This window comes from Rhizobium sp. ERR 942 (genome assembly GCF_007828395.1).
Classification (GTDB): Bacteria; Pseudomonadota; Alphaproteobacteria; order Rhizobiales; family Rhizobiaceae; genus Rhizobium; species Rhizobium dioscoreae.
In genome coordinates, this window is sequence record NZ_VIUA01000002.1 from 985978 (window position 1) to 1005243 (window position 19266).

Genomic DNA, 19266 nt, shown 5'->3' on the forward strand with positions numbered 1-19266 from the left:
TGACGAACAAGGAAACTCCCGTCGATGCAGCAACATCCGTTAGTCGCGATCCTGACGCGGCTTGGCACCTTCGTTCTGGTCATGATCGCGCTTTCCATCATGATTTTCGCGCTGGCGCGCGTCGTGCCGGGAGACCCCGCGCGCATGGCTCTCGGCCCGGCGGCAACGCAGGAGCAGGTCGATGCATTGCGTGTGCAGATGGGGTTGGACAAGCCGCTTCTGGTTCAATACGTCGACTATGTCGGCAAGGCGTTGCAAGGCGATCTGGGCATGTCGCTGGTCTCGCAACGTCCCGTCACGACCGATCTGGAGCAGACGGTGCCCGCCACCGTGGAACTGGTTCTCGTCTCCGTAGTCTTCATGTTCGTGGTGGCCATTCCGCTCGGTGTCATCACCGCACATTTTAGGGATCGTGCGCTGGATCATATCGGCCGCATCCTGTCCTTGACCGGTGTGACCATTCCGAGTTTCCTGTTTGCGATAAGCCTGCAACTGCTTGCTGCGCGCTGTCTGCCGAATTGGCCGATCATCGGCCGGCTCGATCATTCTCTGAGCTTTCAGCCCGGACCGACCGGATTTCTATTGATCGACGGCCTGCTGGCGGGACGTCTGGATGTGTTCGTCGATGCGCTTCAGCATCTCGTGCTCCCGGCCTTCGCGCTGGCCATGGCCGGCATCGGCCAGATTACCCGCATCACTCGTTCCTCCATGCTGGAGAACCAGCGCAAGGATCACGTTCTGACCCTGCAGAGTTTCGGTGTGCCGGAGCGGGTCATCATTTTCCGCTACCTTCTCAAGCTGTCGTCGATCGCGCCGTTGACGATCATGGGCCTCGAATTCGCGTCGCTGATCGGCAATGCCTTCGTCATCGAGATGGTGTTCGCATGGGGCGGCTTCGCCTCCTACGGGCTGAACGCCATCCTGCAAAAGGACCTCAATGCCGTGACCGCCGTGGTGCTGGTCGCCGGCCTGTTTTTCATCGTTGCGAACCTGGTGGTGGATGTCCTGATCTCGATGATCGACCCACGCCAACGCCGCAAGGAGGCACGCTGATGGCCGATATGAAGATGCTCGATGCATCCGACCGCGCGCTGAGCACCGGTTACATGATGTGGTATCGCTTCAGCCGCAATCCGGCCGCGGTAATCGGCACGCTGATCCTGATTTCGGTCTTCGTGCTGGCTGTGTTCGCACCGTGGCTTACTCCCTATCCGAAACATGTCGGCGCCGTGGTCGATTTCCGCGCTCGGCACGTGTCGCCGGATGCCGCTCATTGGTTCGGAACCGACAAAGTCGGTCGGGATATCTTTTCCCGCACGGTCTTCGGCATGCGCGTTTCACTGCTTCTGGTCATCGGCGTGCTTGGCATTTCGATGCCGATCGGTACCGTGCTCGGCCTTATCGCCGGCTACTTCGGCGGTTGGGTCGAAAAAATCATAACCGGCCTGACAAATGTGATGCTGGCAATGCCGCCGCTGGTCATGGCGCTTGCCGTGTCGAACCTGCTCGAGCCGAACCTGATGAACGCGATGATAGCCATCACGCTGCTTTGGTGGACCTGGCATGCGCGGCTGATCTACTCCGTTTCCAAGTCTATCGCGTCGGAAGACTATATCGAGGCAGCCCGCCTTGCCGGCGCCGGGCCGATGCATATCCTGTTCCGCGAAATCCTGCCGAATTGCGTGGCGGTCATCTCCGTCAAGACAACGCTGGATGCGGCCTTCGTCATCCTGTTCGGCGCCACGCTCAGCTTCCTCGGCTTCGGTGTGAAGCCACCCATTCCGGATCTTGGCTCCATGGTCGCCGACGGTCGCCAGTTCATGCCCGATTACTGGTGGGAGGTCGTATGCCCTGGTGCTGCGGTCTTCTACGTGACGCTCGGCTTCAATCTCCTGGGCGACGGCTTGCGTGACATGTTTGATGTGGAGAGCTAAGCGATGAGCGAGCCGCTTCTCAAGATCGAGGCTCTGAACGTCTCGTTCACGACCTACGGCCGCACCCGGCAGGTGCTCCGTGACATTTCCCTCACCGTCGCTGCCGGGGAGCGCGTCGCACTGATTGGCGAGACGGGGTCGGGCAAGTCCGTGACAGCAAAGGCAATCATCGGCACCTTGCCGAAGAATGCCGCCATCAACTCCGGCGTCATTTCCGTCGCAGGACGTGACGTTCTGAAAATGCAGCGAAGGGAACGCGAGGCGCTGAAAGGCACCGCCTTTTCCCTGATCATGCAGGACCCGCTCTCGTCCTTCAACCCGGTCTTCAAGATCGGCACGCACCTCGATGATATCATGCGTTTTGCGGACAAGCGTGATGGCATCCGCTCGTCGAAGGCCGAGCGGCGGACGCGAATTGCCGCGGTTTTGCGGAGGGTGCAGCTTGCTGACGCTGAGAGAGTGATGAACGCCTATCCGTCTGAGCTCTCGGGCGGCATGCGTCAGCGCGTTCTGATCGGGCTTGCGCTGTTGCACCAACCGAAGCTTCTGATCGCCGATGAGCCGGGCACTGCGCTCGACGTGACGACCCAGGATGAGATTCTCAATCTGATCAATCAGTTGGTGATCGAGGAGAACATGGCTCTTCTGATGATCACCCACAATCTCGGTGTCGTGCGCAAAGTTGCCGACCGGGTGGTGGTCATGCATCACGGCGATATCGTCGAGGCGGGACCTTGCCGCGAGATACTCACTGCCCCGCATCAACCCTATACGAAGGCGCTCCTCGACGCCGTGCCGCCGCTTTACGGCGAACGCGTGATCGATCTGTCGCAGAGCGACCGCGCGCCTATCGTCAGGGTCGAGGGCCTGAACAAGATCTATGGCCGGAAGCCAGGCTTTCATGCCGTTCGCGACGTGAACCTCACGTTGCGTCAGGGCGAAATCTTCGGATTGGCCGGCGAGTCCGGCTCAGGCAAGACCTCGGTTGCACGCATCATCATGGACCTGTCACGTCCGACCTCAGGCAGCGTCACCATCGACGCGCCGGCACCAAGGCGTGGCAGAAGGCTGACGCAGATCGTCTACCAGAACCCCGGCACATCGCTCAATCCGAAGCGCAATGTCCAGCAGACTCTTGCCTTGCCCCTGAGATCCATAGGTATGGATGGGCCAGCCCGCGAGGCACGGATGAAGCAACTGATGGATCTCGTGCGGCTGCCGCAATCCTATCTGGCAAAGTATCCGCACGAGCTTTCCGGCGGTCAGAAGCAGCGTGTGGCGATTGCGCGCGCGCTCGCGGCCGAGCCGAAGATCCTGATCCTCGACGAACCGACTGCGGCGCTCGACGTGTCGGTGCAGAAAACCGTGATCGAGCTCTTGCTGCAGCTGCGCGAGGAACTGGGTCTCACCTATCTGATGATCTCGCATGACCTTTCGCTGATGCGCAATTTCTGCTCGCGCATCGCCATCATGCTGCGCGGCGAGATCGTCGAGGAAGGGCCGACGCCAGAGGTCTTCGCCGCCCCCAATCATCCATACACGCGCGCGCTGATCGCGGCGATCCCCGTCGTTACCGACGAGGAGGAACGCCTGAAGCCCGTCGTGACCGAGGAGGAGCGCATGCGCTTCCTCGTCAAAACCACAGACTGATCGAAGAGGAGCCTGACGTGTATCGCGTTGGAATTGACGTCGGCGGCACCAATACGGATGCCGTCGTCCTGGAGGGAAAGACCGTTCTTGCTGGGGTCAAGGCCTCGACGACCGAAGATGTGACTTCGGGCGTGATCGAGGCGCTGGAGAAGGTTATCGATGCCTCGGGCATCGATCGGGCCCGTATTGCCGCTGTCATGATCGGCACGACGCATTTCACCAATGCGGTCATCGAGCGCCGCCACATGGATGAGGTCGCGGCCATCCGCTTGAGCCTGCCCTCTGGCGCCGGTCTGCCGCCGATGGTCGATTGGCCCGACGATCTGCGCGAGATCGTCGGCAATCACGGCTATCAGGTCAAGGGCGGCTACGAGTTCGATGGGCGCGAGCTTTCGCCGCTCGATGAAGACGCCATCGTGCGTATCGCAGGCGAAATCCGTGCAAAGGGTTTAAAGGCCGCCGCCGTGACCTGCGTCTTCAGCGGCATCAACGATGCCATGGAGGTGCGGGCCAAGGAAATCCTGCAGCAGCATTGCCCCGGCCTGCCTGTGGTGATGTCGAAGGACATCGGCCGTCACGGCCTGCTGGCGCGGGAAAGTGCGGCGATCATGAATGCGAGCCTGCTGTCGCTGGCGGATCGCACCGTCGCAGCCTTCGGCAAGGCGCTAACGGCGGCTGGTATACCATGCCCGTTCTACATCACCCAGAACGACGGCACGCTGATGGCCGCCGATGTCGTGCGTGCCTTTCCGGTGCTGACCTTTGCCTCTGGCCCGACCAATTCCATGCGCGGCGCCGCGTTTCTGACCGGGCTCAAGGACGCCGTCGTCGTCGATGTCGGCGGCACGACTTCGGATGTCGGGGCTCTCTCGCACGGCTTTCCACGCCAGGCTTCCACGACCGTCGATATCGGCGGGGTTCGCACCAATTTCCGCATGCCCGATGTCTTTTCGATCGGTCTCGGCGGCGGTTCGCTCGTCGTCAGGGGTGAAGCGGGCATTACAATCGGACCGAAGTCTGTCGGTTATCGGGTGCGCAAGGAGGCGCTCTGCTTCGGCGGATCGACACTGACCGCAACCGATATCGCGGTTGCCTCCGGCAAGGCCGACGTCGGTGACTGCGCCTTGGTTGCCAATCTCGACAAGGGTCTGGTCGATGGGGCCGTGGCAAAGATCAACGCCATGCTCGAAGCCTGCGTCGAACGCAGTCGAATTTCCTCGACGCCGGTGCCGGTCATCGCTGTTGGTGGCGGTTCAATTCTCATGCCCGACCGTATCGGCGATCTCGAAGTGATCATGCCTGAGAACTTTGCCGTCGCAAACGCGGTCGGCGCCGCCATCGCCCAGATCAGCGGCGAAACGGATCGCGTCTTCTCGCTCGTCAATGGCCGCACGCGCGAGAGCGCGCTTGCGGAAGCCGAAGCGGAGGCGCGCGAAAAGGCGATCGCAGCCGGCGCTCTCGCGGAAACCCTGGAAGTTATCGAGCGCGAGGATACGCCTCTTGCCTATCTGCCAGGCAACGCCACGCGCATCCACGTCAAAGTCGTCGGTGAAATGGGAGGCCATCATGCCTGAGACGCGCAAGCAGAAATATGATGATGCCGCTCTGCGCCGGCTGACATCAGAGGATCTCGATGCTTTGGAAATCGGGGCGGGCATCCTTGGCACCGGCGGCGGCGGTAATCCCTACCAGGGCAAGCTTCTGGCTCTGGAGGCGATGAAGGCGGGTTACGAGATGAAGGTTCTGGCGACCGACGCCATCGAAACGGACGCGCTCTGCATGTCGATCGGCGGTATCGGCGCACCGGTCGTCGGCGTCGAACGCATCCGTGAGGGACGCGAAGGGCTGCGCTGCCTGCGTGCCATGGAAGAACTCATCCGCACGCCGATCGATGCGATCGTCTGCGAGGAGATTGGCGGCGCAAATGCGATGAACCCGCTTGTGACGGCGGCGCTCGGCGGTCTTCCCATCCTCGATTGCGACGGCATGGGCCGGGCATTCCCCGAAATGCAGATGACGACCTTTTCGATCTATGGTCACAGCTCGACGCCTTCCGTCATGTGCGACCTGCATGGCAATGCGGTGATTTTCAGCCATGCCGTATCGGAAGTCTGGCATGAGCGCATGGCGCGCGCTTGCGTGGTCGCGCAGGGCGGCGCCGCCATGCTGGCGACGGCGCCGATGCAGGCTCACTATGTCCATCAGTATGGTATTCCAAAAAGCTTCACCAAGGCGATCGCGCTGGGCGAAGCAGTGATCCGTGCCCGCAAGGCGCAGGAAGATCCCATTGCCGCCGTCTGCGCGCTGGAAGGCGGACGGCGGGTGTTCAACGGCAAGATCACTGATCTCAAACGCCATCTGCGCGGCGGCTTCGTCGTCGGCGACATGGAGCTCGCCGGCTTCGATGATTGCAACGGCCAGACAGCGAACGTGGCGATCCAGAACGAATTTCTGGTCTTCCGCCGCGATGAGGTGATCGAGGTCTGCGTGCCGGATCTGATCGTGCTGCTCGATGTCGATACCGGCTATCCGATCACAACCGAAATGCTGCGCTACGGCCAGCGCGTCGCCGTCGTCGCCATTCCCTGCCACGAGCTGCTGCGCAGCGTTCGCGCGCTTGAGGTCGTCGGTCCTGCCGCCTTCGGCTATCCGGACATCACCTATTCGCCGCTGCCGGCTCCGGGCCAGAAGGCAGCCTAACCATAAGCGGGGCAGTTCCCGCATCAAAGAGGAGAACTAGAATGAAGATGGGTTCCAGAAATCTGCGTCTTTCCACGCTTCTGCTTGCGAGCGCCTTGGCGTTGCCGCTAACTTCGGTTGCTGCATCGGCGGCTGACAAGGTGTCGATTGCCGTCAACACGATGCAGATTTTCAGCTCGCTCGATCCGGCCAAGGTCACAGACTACACAGGCTATATGGCGATCGTGAACATGTATGACGCGCTGACGACCGTCGGCCCTTCGGGCGAGATCGTGCCCCATCTGGCAAAATCCTGGGATATCTCCCAGGATGGGCTGACCTACACCTTCCATATTCGCGATGACGCCAAGTTCCAGGATGGCACGCCGGTCAAGGCCTCCGACTTCGTCTGGTCGATCCGGCGCCTGATCGGCATCAACAAGGGTCCCTCGAACCTCGTCGTCGGCCTCGTGCAGCCCGACAATGTCACCGCGCCTGATGACAAGACCGTCGTCGTCAGGCTCGATCGCCAGTTCTCGCCGTTCATGGCCGTGACGCCGCTGATGATGGCGCTGAACGAGAAGCTGATCGAAGCCAATTCCAAGCCGGACGACAAATGGGGCGAAGCCTATGTGGGCGAGCATTCGGCCGGCTCGGGTCCCTACAAGCTTGTTAGCTACAATCGCTCCGCCGATATGGTGATCGCGCGCAATCCCGATTACTTCCTAGGCTGGACCAAGGGAACGCCGATCGACGAGGTGCGCTTCGTCCAGACGAGCGACGACGCCACCGTCAAGGCGCTTGCCGAAAAGGGTGAGCTCGGACTTTCTTCGCATGGTCTCGGCAACGACACCTATGAAACCATCGGCAAGATGCCGGGCTACAAGCTGCTCCAGTCGACGACGGCCGGCGGCTTCGTCATCAAGCTGAACAGCAAGGTCTATCCGACCGACGACGTGCATGTGCGCCGGGCAATCGCCTATGCCACCGACTACAAGACCATTCAGGAAGCGATCTATCCGGGCTTCGACATGACCGGCCCGCTCTCGACCGTGTTCAAGGATGCGCACAACGACGATATCCAGCCCGGCGTCTTCGACCTCGAAAAGGCGAAGGAAGAGCTCGCCAAATCCAAATATGCCGGTCAGAAGATCACGCTGGTCAACAGCTATGTCGCCTCGCTCGCTTTCGAATCCGAAGTGGCGCTGCTGATGCAGGCCAATCTCGAACAGATCGGCATCACGCTCGATATCAAGCCCGAGCCCTGGAACCGCATCGTCGAACTCTCCTCCAAACCCGAGACCACGCCGGCCTCGACACAGGTCAACATCTCGCCCAACTACCCGTCGCCGGATGCGATTTTTTATAATCAGTATCACTCCAAGGCTTCCGGCACGTGGATGTCGATGGAATGGCTGCAGAATCCCGAGGTCGATGCGCTGATCGACAAGGCGAGGTCGACCACCGATATCAAGGAGCAGAACGCGACCTACAAGGAGCTGCAGGTCAAGCTCGCCGAGCTGCAACCCGACGTATGGGCGGTGTCGCCAAACCGGCGCTATGCGGCGAACAAGTGCCTTCAGGGCTATGAGTTCATTCCCATGCAGAGCTGGGATCTGAACTTCTCGAACTTTCATTGGGACTGCAAGGCGAACTGACCTTCGCCTGCACATGACATAGACCCGGCCCCGTTCGGGGTCGGGGGAGCTACTGCCGAAGGTGAAACATGCTTCAGGAATTTTCCGAAGACAATATCGAGCCGCTCGCAACGGGAGCCTGGATTCTGGGAACCGGCGGCGGTGGCAATCCCTATATCTCGACCCTTAACCTTCGAAGACTCTATGCCGAGGGGCGTCGCGTGCAGGTGATGGATCCGATGGCGCTCGATGACAACGATATGGTTGCAGTCGTCTCGAAGATGGGCGCGCCGCTGGTCGGGCAGGAGCGTCTGAGCGATCCCGTGCATCTGGCGCGCGCCGTCGAGGTCATGGAGGATTATCTCGGCAAGCCCTTTCGCGCGATCATGAGCGTCGAGATCGGTGGCTCGAATGCATTGTCCTCCTTCCTTGCGGCCGCGATGCTCGGCCGGCCTGTTGTCAATGCCGATGCCATGGGACGCGCCTATCCCGAGGCGCAGATGACCTCCTTCGCCATTGGCAATCTGCCAATGTATCCGCTTTCCCTCGTCGACGTACGCGACAATGAGGTCATCGTCACGAAGGCCGCATCCTGGAAATGGATGGAGCGAATTTCGCGCAAGGTCTGCACGGAGGTTGGCTCGACTGCCGCCACCTGCAAGGCGCCGCGCACCGGCCGCGAGGTGAAGGAATGGGGCATTCATTACACCATAACGAAGGCTACGGAGCTTGGCCGCGCCGTGATCGAGGCGCGTGCCCGTCATGACGATCCGGTAAAGGCAGTTCTCGATCACGAGGGCGGCAAGCAATTGTTTCGCGGCAAGGTGATCGATGTGGCACGCGAAACCACAGGCGGCTTCCTTCGTGGGCGAACCGTGATCGAAGGTATCGATGCCGACAAGGGTTCGCGGATGGAACTGGCCTTCCAGAACGAGTGGGCCGTCGCCTTCCGCGATGGCGAGCCGGTGGCGATGACGCCGGACCTCCTTTGCCTGCTCGATACGATTTCCGGCAGCGCCATCGGCACGGAATCCGTGCGTTACGGCCAGCGCGTGACCGTGGTGGCTCTTCCGGCACCCGAACTCCTGACCTCGCCTGCCGGGATCGCTGCGGTCGGCCCTCGTGCCTTCGGTTACGACATTGATTTCAGATCGGTATTCGCATGAAACGCATCGGTATTGACGTTGGCGGCACCAATACGGATGCCGTTCTGATCGACGGTGAGACGATCATCGCTTCCATCAAGGTTCCCACCACGCAGGACGTCATGTCCGGGGTGAAGTCGGCCCTGAGCCATGTCGCCGGCCATGCCGGCGCGTCCAGTCGGCCGATCGACGCCGTCATGATCGGCACAACGCATTTTACCAACGCCGTTGTCGAACGGGCGCGACTGGAAAGGGTGGCTGCGATCCGCATTGCACTGCCGACCGGCGCTTCCCTGCCGCCGATGTGCGATTGGCCAGACGACCTGCGCGCGGCAGTCGATCCGCTCATCTTCATGGTTCATGGCGGTCATGAATATGACGGCAGCCCGCTCGTGCCGATGATCCCCGACGAGATCCGCGAAGCCGCGATGCAGATCCGCGATGCCGGCATCACGTCGATCGCGATATCCGCGACCTTCTCGCCGCTGACCGCCGAAAGCGAGGTCAAGGCGGCTGAGATCGTTCGGTCGGTGATCCCGGATGCGAGGATCACGCTGTCTCATACCCTCGGTCGGATCGGTCTGCTCGAGCGCGAGAATGTCGCACTTCTCAATGCGGCGCTGCAGTCGCTCGGCAGGACCACGGTGCAGGCGTTTTCGGACGCACTGCGCGAAGCAGGTGTTGCCGCACCCTTTTACCTGACGCAGAACGACGGTACGGTGGCGTTGGCGGATGTTGCGGCCGCCAATCCGGTTCACAGCTTTGCCTCCGGTCCGACGAATTCGATGCGAGGTGCTGCTTTCCTGACCGGCTTGAGCGACGCCATGGTGGTCGATGTCGGCGGCACTACTTCGGATATTGGCTGCCTCGTCGGCGGCTTTCCGCGCGAGGCCAACAATATCGTCCACATCGGCGGCGTGCGCACCTTATTCCGTATGCCCGATCTCCTGCCGATCGCCCTTGGCGGCGGAACGATCATCGATCCGGAAACTGGCAAGATCGGCCCGCGTTCGGTCGGCTACCGCATCCTGACGGAGGCTCGCGTCTTTGGTGGCAACACGCTGACGACTTCGGACGTCGCCGTCGCCGCCGGTCTGATCGAGATGGGAGACAGGGATCGTGTTCGCGATCTCGATCCGGCCTTCGTTAAGGCAAGCCTTGAACGAATCCGCGATATGGTGACGGACAGCTTCGACCAGATGAAGACGTCGGCAGAGGACGTACCGTTGATCGCCGTCGGCGGCGGCGCCTTCCTGATCCCGGAAAAGATCGCGGGAGCTTCCGAAGTTCTTCGTGTCGAAAATGCCGGCGTTGCCAATGCGCTCGGCGCCGCGATGGCGCAGGTGTCGGGCGAAGTCGACCAGGTGTTTTCGGGGTTGAGCCGCGACGAAGCCATCGCCAAGGCAGAAGCGGAGGCGCAGGATGCAGCCGTTGCTTCCGGTGCGAGCCAGGAAAGCGTGAAGACGCTCGAAGTCGAGGATATTCCGATTGCCTATCTTCCCGGCGGAGCGCGCCGCGTAAGAGTAAGGGTCATCGGCGATATCGCCTTCAACTGAAATGACGTCCCGATCAGGCTGATCGGGCGTTGGTGAGGAGAGCGGTGTTGGGCATAAAGGTTGCACCGGCGCCGGATCGGAGTGGAAAATGACGAAGATTGCGCTGGCTATTCACGGTGGCTGCGGTGTCATGCCCGAAGACAGCATGACGCCAGAGGAATGGGAGGGCGCGCGCCGCGACCTGGCTGCCGCTTTGCGTGCAGGCTATACACGGTTGCAGGCCGGTGACAGTGCGGTCGATGCCGTCGAGGCAGCTGTCGTGATCATGGAGGACAGCCCGCATTTCAACGCTGGCCATGGCGCAGCGCTCAACGAAAACGGCGTGCACGAGCTCGATGCCTCGATCATGGATGGGACGACGCTGGAGGCGGGCGCCATCAGCGCCTCTCGCGCGATCCGCAACCCGATCAAGGCTGCTCGCGCATTGATGCAGGATGGCCGTGCCGTCTATCTGACCGGCCCGGCTGCCGATCGTTTTGCCGAAGCCAAGGGGCTGCAGATCGAGCCGCAATCCTATTTTACCACACCGAAGCGGGTCGAGGCGCTTGACGCCATGAAGCGCCATGCCGCTGACGGCACCGAAGGAACCGAGAACGAAAAGCATGGCACGGTCGGGGCGGTGGCGCTCGATGCTGCCGGCCATCTTGCCGCCGCCACCTCGACGGGCGGCTACAACAACAAGCCTGACGGGCGCGTGGGCGACAGCCCGGTCATCGGTGCGGGCACCTATGCACGCGACGGCGTCTGTGCGGTGTCTGGAACGGGTAAGGGCGAGTTCTTCATCCGCTATGTGGTTGGACACGAGATTGCCTCCCGCATGGCCTATCTGAAGCAGGATATCGCGACCGCGACCGAGGGGTTGATCAACCACGATCTGGCGCCGCATCAGATCGGCGCCGGGCTGGTGGCTATAGATAATCAGGGTATTGCCGTCGCCCCCTACAATACGCCGGGAATGTTTCGTGGCTGGGTGACGCCGGAAGGCAAGGGTTTCGTCGCGACGCATGAGCGGGTCTACGAAATCGAGCTCTAAGGACGCTGCGGCTTAGCACCGCGCTGTGGGTTCACGGCATTTGTCGCTCGAGCACATAGCAACATTGAACGATGGTTTCGCTGCGCGCCCGCGAGAAAAGCTCCCTGCTGCCGACTTGGCGGAAGCCAAGTTTGGTCAGCACCTGTCCAGAGGCCGGGTTGTCGGATGCGTGACCGGATTCGAGGCTGAAGAGACCGACTTCGTGGAAGATGAAGCCGATCAGTGCCTGCGCCGCCTCGAAGGCATAGCCCTTTCCCCAGGCTTGCCTTTCCAGCCAATAGCCAAGGCTGCCCTTGCTGTCAGCAATGCCATCGACATCGACGACACCGATCATTCTTTCGGCTTGTTCGATGGCGAAGCGATAGGCGGAGCCTTCGGCCCATTCGCGCTCATGGCTGGAAAACCAATCTCTGATATCGTTTTCGTTCGGCGGGTATGAGGCGTTGCTCAGCATGCGCGTCACAGCCCAATCGCTCTGAATTTCGGATGCGCGTTTCGTATCGGCGGCCGATGTCGGACGCAGACGGAGGCGTGCTGTCTCTATGCAGGAGCGATGGATCAATCTTGCGGTTATCATATGAGGTGTCTTGCCGAATGAGAGATAACGACAGGCGGCGCCCGAGGCCACTATCTACGCACGAGGCGATAATGGGAACCGATATCGCCCGATTTTGTCTGGTCTCCATTTTTTAGCGTTAGACAATATATTGCCGCAATGGGCGCGCAAAAGCGCCGCCTCTTGCGGGCCTGGCCTGCAGGAAATATGGGACCGGCCGTGAGAGCGTTCCGTTTACGAGGGGCGAACCCCCTTTCGCGGTCCGGTCCTTCCCCGTCAATCCATGTCCTCACAGTCCTCGCTTTGGCGAGCAAATCTTGATGGCTATGATGCCGCCCGCTCCCGCGCGTGCCCAAGGAAGCCTGACGTCTGGTCGAGAACAGCCTCCATCGCGTGTCTGGCGGCGATACTGTCGCCTGCGGCGATTGCCTCGGCAACTGCGGCGTGGTTTTCGAGATTGGCCGCAAATGCACCGACCGTATGCGGGAAAACGGCATCGAGAATGGATTCGATCGCCTGGCGCAGGCTTTGCAGCACCGGATTATGCGTTGCTGCAAGGATCGACATGTGAAAGGCCTTGTCGGCGGCGACGGCTGCGATCGGGTCCTTCTGGTCCCGTTCCATGCGGCGATAGATGTCGAGGATCGCCTGACGTTCCAGATCGGTTGCCCGCAATGCCGCCAGCGCGGCGGCCCCAGGCTCGATGATCTTGCGGGCTTCGGCAAAAGCCATAAGCTCATCGTGCGAGATCCTTCCGCGCGACAGCCATGCGATCAATTCCCCATCGAGCCATTGCCATCGCTCTCGCGGTTCTACTCGTGTGCCCGTGCGCTGCCTGACGGTCACGAGACCCTTGGCCGACAATATCTTCGCCGCTTCACGTACGATTGGCTGGATCAAGGATTCGACCGGAAGCTATGATGTGGCGCTGACGCTGGTGGCTGCCGCGTTGATCGCGGGTGGCCTCCTCGGTATCGCAATCGTCCGCAAAGGTGCGCCGGCCCTTCGGCTTTCTAAACAATAAGGCGAAACGAGATGGCATTCGAACCTGAGAAACTGCACGGTATTCATGCGATCCTCTACGCGCTCTTCGATAAGGAGGAAAAGCTCGACAGGTCGGCGATGAAGCGGCAGACCGAGATTTGCGTGGCGGCAGGCGTGCATGGGCTTGTCGCGCTCGGCCTTGCTACGGAGGTCTTCAAATTGACGGCCGCCGAGCGCCGGACCGTGATGGAATGGCTTGCCGAGGACAATGCCGGCCGCCTGCCGCTCGCCTTCACTATCTTCGGCACTTCGGTTGCCGAGCAGGTCGAGCAGGTGCGGCACGCCGAAGCCGTTGGCGCTGACTGGGTGATCCTCCAGCCGCCACCGGTCGGCACTTTCGGCGCGGGCGAATATATTGGCTTCTTCGGCCGCGTCGCGGATGCGACGAACCTGCCGGTGGCGATCCAGAATGCCCCTGCCTTTCTCGGACGCGGCCTGACGGGATCGGATCTCGCGGCATTGCGCGCAGCCCATCCCAATGTAAAGGTGTTGAAGGCGGAGGGCTCAGCCATCGAGGTCAAGGTGTTGATGAAGGCGATCGGCGAGGGCGTGCCTGTTTTCAACGGTCGAGGTGGGCTGGAATTGCTTGACGGGCTGCGGGCAGGCTGTGCCGGCTACATTCTCGCTCCCGATCTCATCGACTATGCGGTCGACGCATACACCGCCTTTCGCGCTGGGAATGAGGTCCGTGCCGAGGAAATCTATCGTGCCATGCTCCCATCCGCCGTTGCCGTCATGCAGGGGATCGAGCACCTGATGTGCTACGGCAAGCGGCTGTTTGCCGAGCGGGCGGAGCTCACGGTTCGCGATCGCGCGCCTGCCATGCGTCCGACACCGTTCGGCGAGGAACTTGTCGCCTTGCATGCGAAGAGGCTCGGATCTTTCTGAAGCCGATCTGCTTCTAATTTTCGGATTGCGGCAATTCCAGCTTCTGGACCTCCAGCGCCTCGCGCAGGAGGTTCTTCATCTGCTCGGCAGCGCCCCGACCATCGGCGCCGGCAATGGCTTCATAAACATTCTGATGACGGCGTATCCAGCGTTCGTCTTCCTTTGCAGTCCGTTGCAGTCCCACCTTGAACACATGTTTCAGCCCCACTGAGATCAGCGACCCCAATGCCAGATAGAAGGCGTTGCCGGTCGCTGCCAAAATGGCGGTGTGAAATGCGAGATCGTGTTCGATCTTTTCTTCCGCGGTCGAGGCGAGGGTCATGCCAAGCAGGGCATGTTTCATTTTCTGCAGCATCTGCGGCGTCGCGCGTGCGGCGGCAAGCTCCGCCGCGGCCGGCTCGAAGGATTGCCTGAGTTCATAGAGATCGATACGTGCCCTCTCGCTGCCGTTTTCCGCGCCGAGCCTCCATGCGAGGACCTGCGGGTCGAGCAGAAGCCATTCCGAGTGATCGGTCACTCTGGTGCCGCTTCTCGGGCGGCTTTCGAGAAGGCCCTTGGCCGACAGGATCTTGATGGCCTCCCGGATGACGGTACGCGATGTCCCGAAATGATCGCAGAGCTCCTGCTCCGTTCCGATGGAGGCTCCCGCCGCAAGCGCGCCACCGACGATCCGCTCGCCCAGCGCGTGCACGATCGCGTCGTGGTATCTCTTGTTGGTGCCGAGGCTTGCATCATCGGCGTCCGAAGTCATCCCGGCCATCTGCCTTTCCCAAAAATCGAGACATGTCTAGCGTCTTCAGCCCGTGGTCACAAGCGCTACCGCGCTTGACCGCCATGGCTTATTTGTATAACAAAAAAATAAATTATAATACAAAGGAGGCCATCATGACCAAGGATCCAAAGCGGCGGTCGCAGGCGTGGTTCAGCGGAGTGGACAAGGATGGCTTCATCCATCGCTCGTGGATGAAGAATGGTGGCCTGCCCGATGATGTGTTCGACGGCCGCCCCGTCATCGGTATCTGCAATACGTTTTCGGAATTTACGCCCTGCAATGCGCATTTCCGCGAACTGGTCACGCATATCAAGGCCGGCGTCCTGGAAGCCGGCGGATTGCCGCTTGAATTTCCGGTCTTCTCCTGCGGCGAGTCCAATCTGCGGCCGACTGCGATGCTCTTCAGGAATCTTGCTTCCATGGATGTCGAAGAGGCGATCCGCGGCAATCCTATGGACGGCGTCATCCTGATGGCCGGCTGCGACAAGACCACGCCATCGCTGCTGATGGGCGCGGCAAGCTGCGATCTGCCGACGATCGTCATTTCAGGCGGGCCGATGTTGAATGGTAATTTTCGCGGCAAGCCGATCGGCTCCGGCACGGACGTCTGGAAATTCTCCGAGGAAGTAAGGGCAGGCACCATGAGCCGGCAGGAGTTCATGGATGCGGAAAGTGCCATGTCACGCTCGCCCGGCCACTGCATGACAATGGGAACGGCCTCGACCATGGCGTCGATGGTCGAAGCCCTCGGCGTTGCCCTGCCGACCAATGCGGCATGGCCTGCCGTCGATGCCCGACGGGCGCGGCTTGCCCGGATGACCGGGCGCCGCGCCGTCGCGATGGTCAAGGAAGATATGCGGCTTTCGAAGGTTCTCACGAGGCAGGCGTTCGAGAACGCCATCAAGATCAATGGTGCGATCGGCGGATCGACCAATGCCGTCGTTCATCTCCTCGCCATTGCCGGGCGTATCGGCGTCGACCTGTCACTGGAGGATTGGGACAGGCTCGGGCGCGACGTGCCGACGATCGTCGACCTCATGCCGTCGGGCAAATACCTCATGGAGGATTTCTGTTATGCCGGCGGCATTCCCGCCGTGATGAAGGAAATTTCCGACCTCCTCCATCTCGATGCACTCACCGTATCGGGGGGGAGCGTCGGAGATAATATTGCCGATGTCGTCAACCACAATCCGGACGTCATCCGCAGCGGGTCAAATCCGCTCGTCGACAGCGGGGGAATTGCCGTCCTCAAGGGCAATCTTGCGCCTGATGGGGCGGTGCTCAAACCATCGGCCGCATCGCCGCATCTGATGCGCCATCGCGGCCGCGCCGTCGTCTTCGAGACTATCGAGGATTTCCATGCCAGGATCGACGATCCGAACCTCGATGTCGATGAGAATTCCGTTCTCGTGCTAAAGGGGGCCGGTCCGCGCGGCTATCCCGGCATGGCCGAGGTCGGCAACATGGCTTTGCCAAGCAAACTGCTGGAGAAAGGCGTACGCGACATGGTGCGCGTTTCCGATGGCCGCATGAGCGGCACGGCCTACGGAACCGTGGTGCTGCATGTATCGCCGGAAGCCGCCGCCGGCGGTCCGCTGGCACTCGTCGAGCAAGGGGATTTCATCGCACTCGACGTCGAGGCCCGCACATTGGTTCTCGACGTTCCGGACCATGAGCTTGCACGGCGGCGCGCGGCCTGGAAGGAACCGGTGCCGGAAATGACCTCGGGATACCAAGGCCTTTACATTCGAACGGTCATGCAGGCCAATACCGGCGCCGATCTCGATTTCCTGGTCGGCGGACGCGGCGCCAAGGTTCCGCGCGAGAGCCACTAACTCATTTCATTCAGAGCGAATATGCCTACGTTCCTGGGCATCGCTATTCTTCATCGGTTACTTCATTTTCGAGGTGCGGAGCAATCTTCTGCTGACAAGGTTTGGTGCGAATAAACGGGTCGCGCATATCCCGGCGTCTGTGCGCTCGATCTCCCGATGTTCTCTTGTATGCCGGGAAACAGGGCGGCGAGCTGGTGCGCTTGTGCGGCTCTTTGGTTGCATAAAGTTGACGATATAATCTATAATTTTAATAGACAAAAGAATCGGGCAACGATGTTTCAATCATCGACCGCACAATGAAAGATCGTGCCCTGCGAAGCGCACCATCGATCATGCATGCTCTGCCTGCGAAGCGCTGAGCGGAGTTTTCAGAGCGGTCGGCAAGATCGGTGATCCTCACGATCGTTCCCGGGCAGCCTTCAGAACATTGTTTGGAGGCATATGCATGAACGATATCATAGTCCGGTCGTCATTGCTGGACCCGGCGGCGGAACCGCTGATCGATGGTCTTGCCAGCGAGTATGATAGCAGATATGGCGCCGTCAGCCGCCCGGGCGGCGCGCGCGCGGAAATCATGCGTTATCCGAGTGCGCTGTTCGCCCCGCCGCTTGGCGATTTTCTCCTGCTGCAGCGCGACGGTCAGACCATTGCCGGCGGCGCCTTCATGAGCCACGACGACGAAACCGCTGAGTTCAAGCGGATATGGGCGCATCCGGATCTCCGGCGTCAGGGACTGGCACGCCGCATCATGATCGCGCTCGAGGAGAGTGCCGGGCAACTCGGCTATAACAGGGCCTACCTTAGCACCGGCTTTCGCCAACCGGAGGCCGTGGCCTTCTATCTGTCGCTCGGCTATCGCCCTCTTTTCGACCCGACCGTCGACCCGAGCCTCTATCGCTCCCTGCCGTTCGAAAAGCATATCGGTAAAAAGGCGGGAGCACCCGGTCTGACACCGATCTATCCGCCTGCCGCCTCCTTTGAGGAGGCTACGGCGCGCGTGACTGCGCTCAAGGCCGGGCAGGAGCAGCAGATTATCGCCCGCCTGGCGGCTCACGAAACCTCCGCTGCGTGACGGGCATGGCGTCTCCGATGGCTATCGGCAGATCCTGACAAGAAATCGGATCTGCCTTCGAGTTCCACAATATCGCGAAACAGGACTTCACATGACGCATCCAAATGGTCTCAGGGTCGGCATCGGATTAGATATTGCCGCGCAAACCGCAATTCGCGCGACGCTCAGAAGAAATTCTGGCGGGCGCTTGTTGCGCGTTTCGACACGGTGGTCGATTTTGTGACGCTGGAAGACGGCTTTGCCCGTCTTGACGGCGACGGGCTGGATGCCGTGCTGCTTGCAAACTGGCTTGCCGCGAGCAGCAGCAATATCAGAATCATCCCCGGCGCAGCGGTCAATTTCCTCGAGCCGTTTCATGTCTCGACCGCCATCGCGACGCTGGATTTCGTAAGCGAGGGCAGGGCGGGTTTTCTGGTTCAGCATTATGATGGATCGAGGGCCGTGCATGCCCGGCAAGCTATTGGCGCCCTCAATGGCTTTCCTGCAGCGGGAAGCGCCGCCTTGCGTCAGGACGTGCTTGATGTCGTCGATGTCGTGCGGGGGTTATGGGACAGCTGGGAAGATGGAGCGGTCATTCGAGATAAGGAAAGTCAGCGCTTTCTGGATGGCTCGAAGCTGCATTACATCAATTTCAAGGGCAGTGGCTTTCAAGTTCTCGGTCCTTCGATCACGCCGCGCCCGCCGCAGGGACAGCCCGTGGTCGCGACAGCGTATCGTCATGGCGAGAACCCATCCGTGGCCTCGGCTGCCGATGTTGTCTTCCTCCATCCGGATCGCCTGGACATCGCCAATCTCATCAGGACGATCGGTACTGCGGACAAGAACAGGGTGCGGGCGTTCGTAGCCGACGTCGTGATCGATGCCGATCGTAAGCGCAGGCCATCCGGCCTACCCGTCCACTAGAAGCTTGGCGGCGTGCAGGCGCTGATGACTTCACAGGGATATGGCCCGACACAGCGGAAGCGATGCGGGCGGCGACTTTCGAAATAGTAGGCATCGCCCGGGCCGAGAATGCGGCGTTCGTCATCCACTGTCACCTCCAGGCGGCCAGTGAGCACGATGCCGCCTTCCTCTCCCTCGTGCACCAGTGGTACCTTGCCGGTATCGGCGCCCGGCTGATAGCACTCTTTCAAGATCTGAAGGCTGCGGCCGAAGAGGTTTTCGCCGATCTGCCGATAGGAAATCGGGCCCTTGCCGATTTCGACCAACTCCTCGGCCGCATAGAAAGCCTTTTTCGGTGCTTCCGGTTCGAAGGCGAAGAATTCGGCAAGGCCGATCGGGATGCCGTCGAGGATGCGTTTCAGCGCACCGACGGATGGATTGGCCGAATTGGATTCGATCAGCGAGACCGTCGAATTGGTAACGCCCGCGCGCTTGGCGAGTTCGCGTTGAGAAAGATTGTGCGCAAGGCGCAGATGACGCAGGCGATTGCCGATATCGACGGACATTGCGGTCTCGGGTTTCA

At 60.9% G+C, this 19266-nt stretch carries 18 protein-coding genes; 14 read left to right on the forward strand and 4 right to left on the reverse strand.

The window, feature by feature from the left end; genetic code table 11:
- Positions 1-24: 24 nt before the first annotated feature.
- From FBZ97_RS11430 to FBZ97_RS11470, 9 genes are all read left to right on the forward strand, one after another.
- Entirely contained in the window at positions 25-1053 is a 1029-nt protein-coding gene (locus FBZ97_RS11430) for an ABC transporter permease (protein ID WP_145319547.1), read from the forward strand.
- Positions 1053-1934, forward strand: coding sequence for an ABC transporter permease (locus tag FBZ97_RS11435; protein ID WP_145319551.1), 882 nt, complete (start codon positions 1053-1055; stop codon positions 1932-1934). Before FBZ97_RS11430 ends, FBZ97_RS11435 begins: the two co-directional genes overlap by 1 nt.
- Before the next feature lie 3 nt (positions 1935-1937).
- On the forward strand, positions 1938-3584 hold the full coding sequence (locus FBZ97_RS11440) for an ABC transporter ATP-binding protein (protein ID WP_145319554.1): 1647 nt from the start codon (positions 1938-1940) through the stop codon (positions 3582-3584).
- 17 nt (positions 3585-3601) lie between these two features.
- The gene (locus FBZ97_RS11445) at positions 3602-5158 is read left to right on the forward strand and encodes a hydantoinase/oxoprolinase family protein (RefSeq protein ID WP_145319556.1); all 1557 of its coding nucleotides are present in this window, start codon (positions 3602-3604) and stop codon (positions 5156-5158) included.
- Positions 5151-6284 carry a DUF917 domain-containing protein gene (locus FBZ97_RS11450; protein ID WP_145319559.1) on the forward strand — a complete coding sequence of 378 codons (1134 nt, stop codon included), beginning with the start codon at positions 5151-5153 and terminating at the stop codon, positions 6282-6284. The genes FBZ97_RS11445 and FBZ97_RS11450 overlap by 8 nt, the downstream gene beginning before the upstream one ends.
- Before the next feature lie 41 nt (positions 6285-6325).
- Positions 6326-7921, forward strand: coding sequence for an ABC transporter substrate-binding protein (locus FBZ97_RS11455; RefSeq protein WP_145319562.1), 1596 nt, complete (start codon positions 6326-6328; stop codon positions 7919-7921).
- A gap of 68 nt (positions 7922-7989) precedes the next feature.
- Positions 7990-9066 (forward strand): DUF917 domain-containing protein, encoded by a 1077-nt coding sequence (locus FBZ97_RS11460; protein ID WP_145319565.1) that lies wholly within the window; start codon positions 7990-7992, stop codon positions 9064-9066.
- Complete coding sequence (locus FBZ97_RS11465) at positions 9063-10601, forward strand: hydantoinase/oxoprolinase family protein (protein WP_145319568.1); 1539 nt, start codon at positions 9063-9065, stop codon at positions 10599-10601. The genes FBZ97_RS11460 and FBZ97_RS11465 overlap by 4 nt, the downstream gene beginning before the upstream one ends.
- 88 nt (positions 10602-10689) lie before the next feature.
- Positions 10690-11634, forward strand: a complete 945-nt coding sequence (locus tag FBZ97_RS11470; protein WP_145319571.1) for an isoaspartyl peptidase/L-asparaginase — start codon at positions 10690-10692, stop codon at positions 11632-11634.
- Positions 11635-11665: 31 nt separating this feature from the next.
- Here the strand turns inward: FBZ97_RS11470 and FBZ97_RS11475 are convergent, their stop codons facing one another.
- A complete protein-coding gene (locus tag FBZ97_RS11475; RefSeq protein WP_145319574.1) occupies positions 11666-12211 on the reverse strand; it encodes a GNAT family N-acetyltransferase in 546 nt (181 codons plus the stop codon).
- 303 nt (positions 12212-12514) lie between these two features.
- On the reverse strand, positions 12515-12922 hold the full coding sequence (locus FBZ97_RS11480) for an FCD domain-containing protein (RefSeq protein WP_145319578.1): 408 nt from the start codon (positions 12920-12922) through the stop codon (positions 12515-12517).
- Positions 12923-13043: 121 nt separating this feature from the next.
- Between FBZ97_RS11480 and FBZ97_RS11485 the strand changes: the two genes are divergently transcribed.
- Together FBZ97_RS11485 and FBZ97_RS11490 are read left to right on the forward strand one after the other, a co-directional pair.
- The gene (locus FBZ97_RS11485; protein ID WP_145319581.1) at positions 13044-13214 is read left to right on the forward strand and encodes an MFS transporter; all 171 of its coding nucleotides are present in this window, start codon (positions 13044-13046) and stop codon (positions 13212-13214) included.
- Between the two features lie 11 nt (positions 13215-13225).
- Positions 13226-14122 carry a dihydrodipicolinate synthase family protein gene (locus FBZ97_RS11490; RefSeq protein ID WP_145319584.1) on the forward strand — a complete coding sequence of 299 codons (897 nt, stop codon included), beginning with the start codon at positions 13226-13228 and terminating at the stop codon, positions 14120-14122.
- A 13-nt stretch (positions 14123-14135) separates the two neighbouring features.
- Here FBZ97_RS11490 and FBZ97_RS11495 read toward each other — a convergent pair whose 3' ends face one another.
- Positions 14136-14882, reverse strand: a complete 747-nt coding sequence (locus FBZ97_RS11495; RefSeq protein WP_145319587.1) for a FadR/GntR family transcriptional regulator — start codon at positions 14880-14882, stop codon at positions 14136-14138.
- A gap of 125 nt (positions 14883-15007) precedes the next feature.
- Between FBZ97_RS11495 and FBZ97_RS11500 the strand changes: the two genes are divergently transcribed.
- From FBZ97_RS11500 to FBZ97_RS11515, 3 genes are all read left to right on the forward strand, one after another.
- Entirely contained in the window at positions 15008-16729 is a 1722-nt protein-coding gene (locus FBZ97_RS11500; protein WP_145319590.1) for an IlvD/Edd family dehydratase, read from the forward strand.
- A gap of 445 nt (positions 16730-17174) precedes the next feature.
- Positions 17175-17801 carry a GNAT family N-acetyltransferase gene (locus tag FBZ97_RS11510; RefSeq protein WP_113350869.1) on the forward strand — a complete coding sequence of 209 codons (627 nt, stop codon included), beginning with the start codon at positions 17175-17177 and terminating at the stop codon, positions 17799-17801.
- Positions 17802-18020: 219 nt separating this feature from the next.
- Entirely contained in the window at positions 18021-18704 is a 684-nt protein-coding gene (locus FBZ97_RS11515) for an LLM class flavin-dependent oxidoreductase (RefSeq protein ID WP_186449483.1), read from the forward strand.
- On the opposite strand, the gene FBZ97_RS11520 is transcribed toward FBZ97_RS11515, so the two are convergent.
- Complete coding sequence (locus FBZ97_RS11520; protein ID WP_069610031.1) at positions 18701-19249, reverse strand: cupin domain-containing protein; 549 nt, start codon at positions 19247-19249, stop codon at positions 18701-18703. The genes FBZ97_RS11515 and FBZ97_RS11520 overlap by 4 nt on opposite strands.
- Positions 19250-19266: the final 17 nt, after the last annotated feature.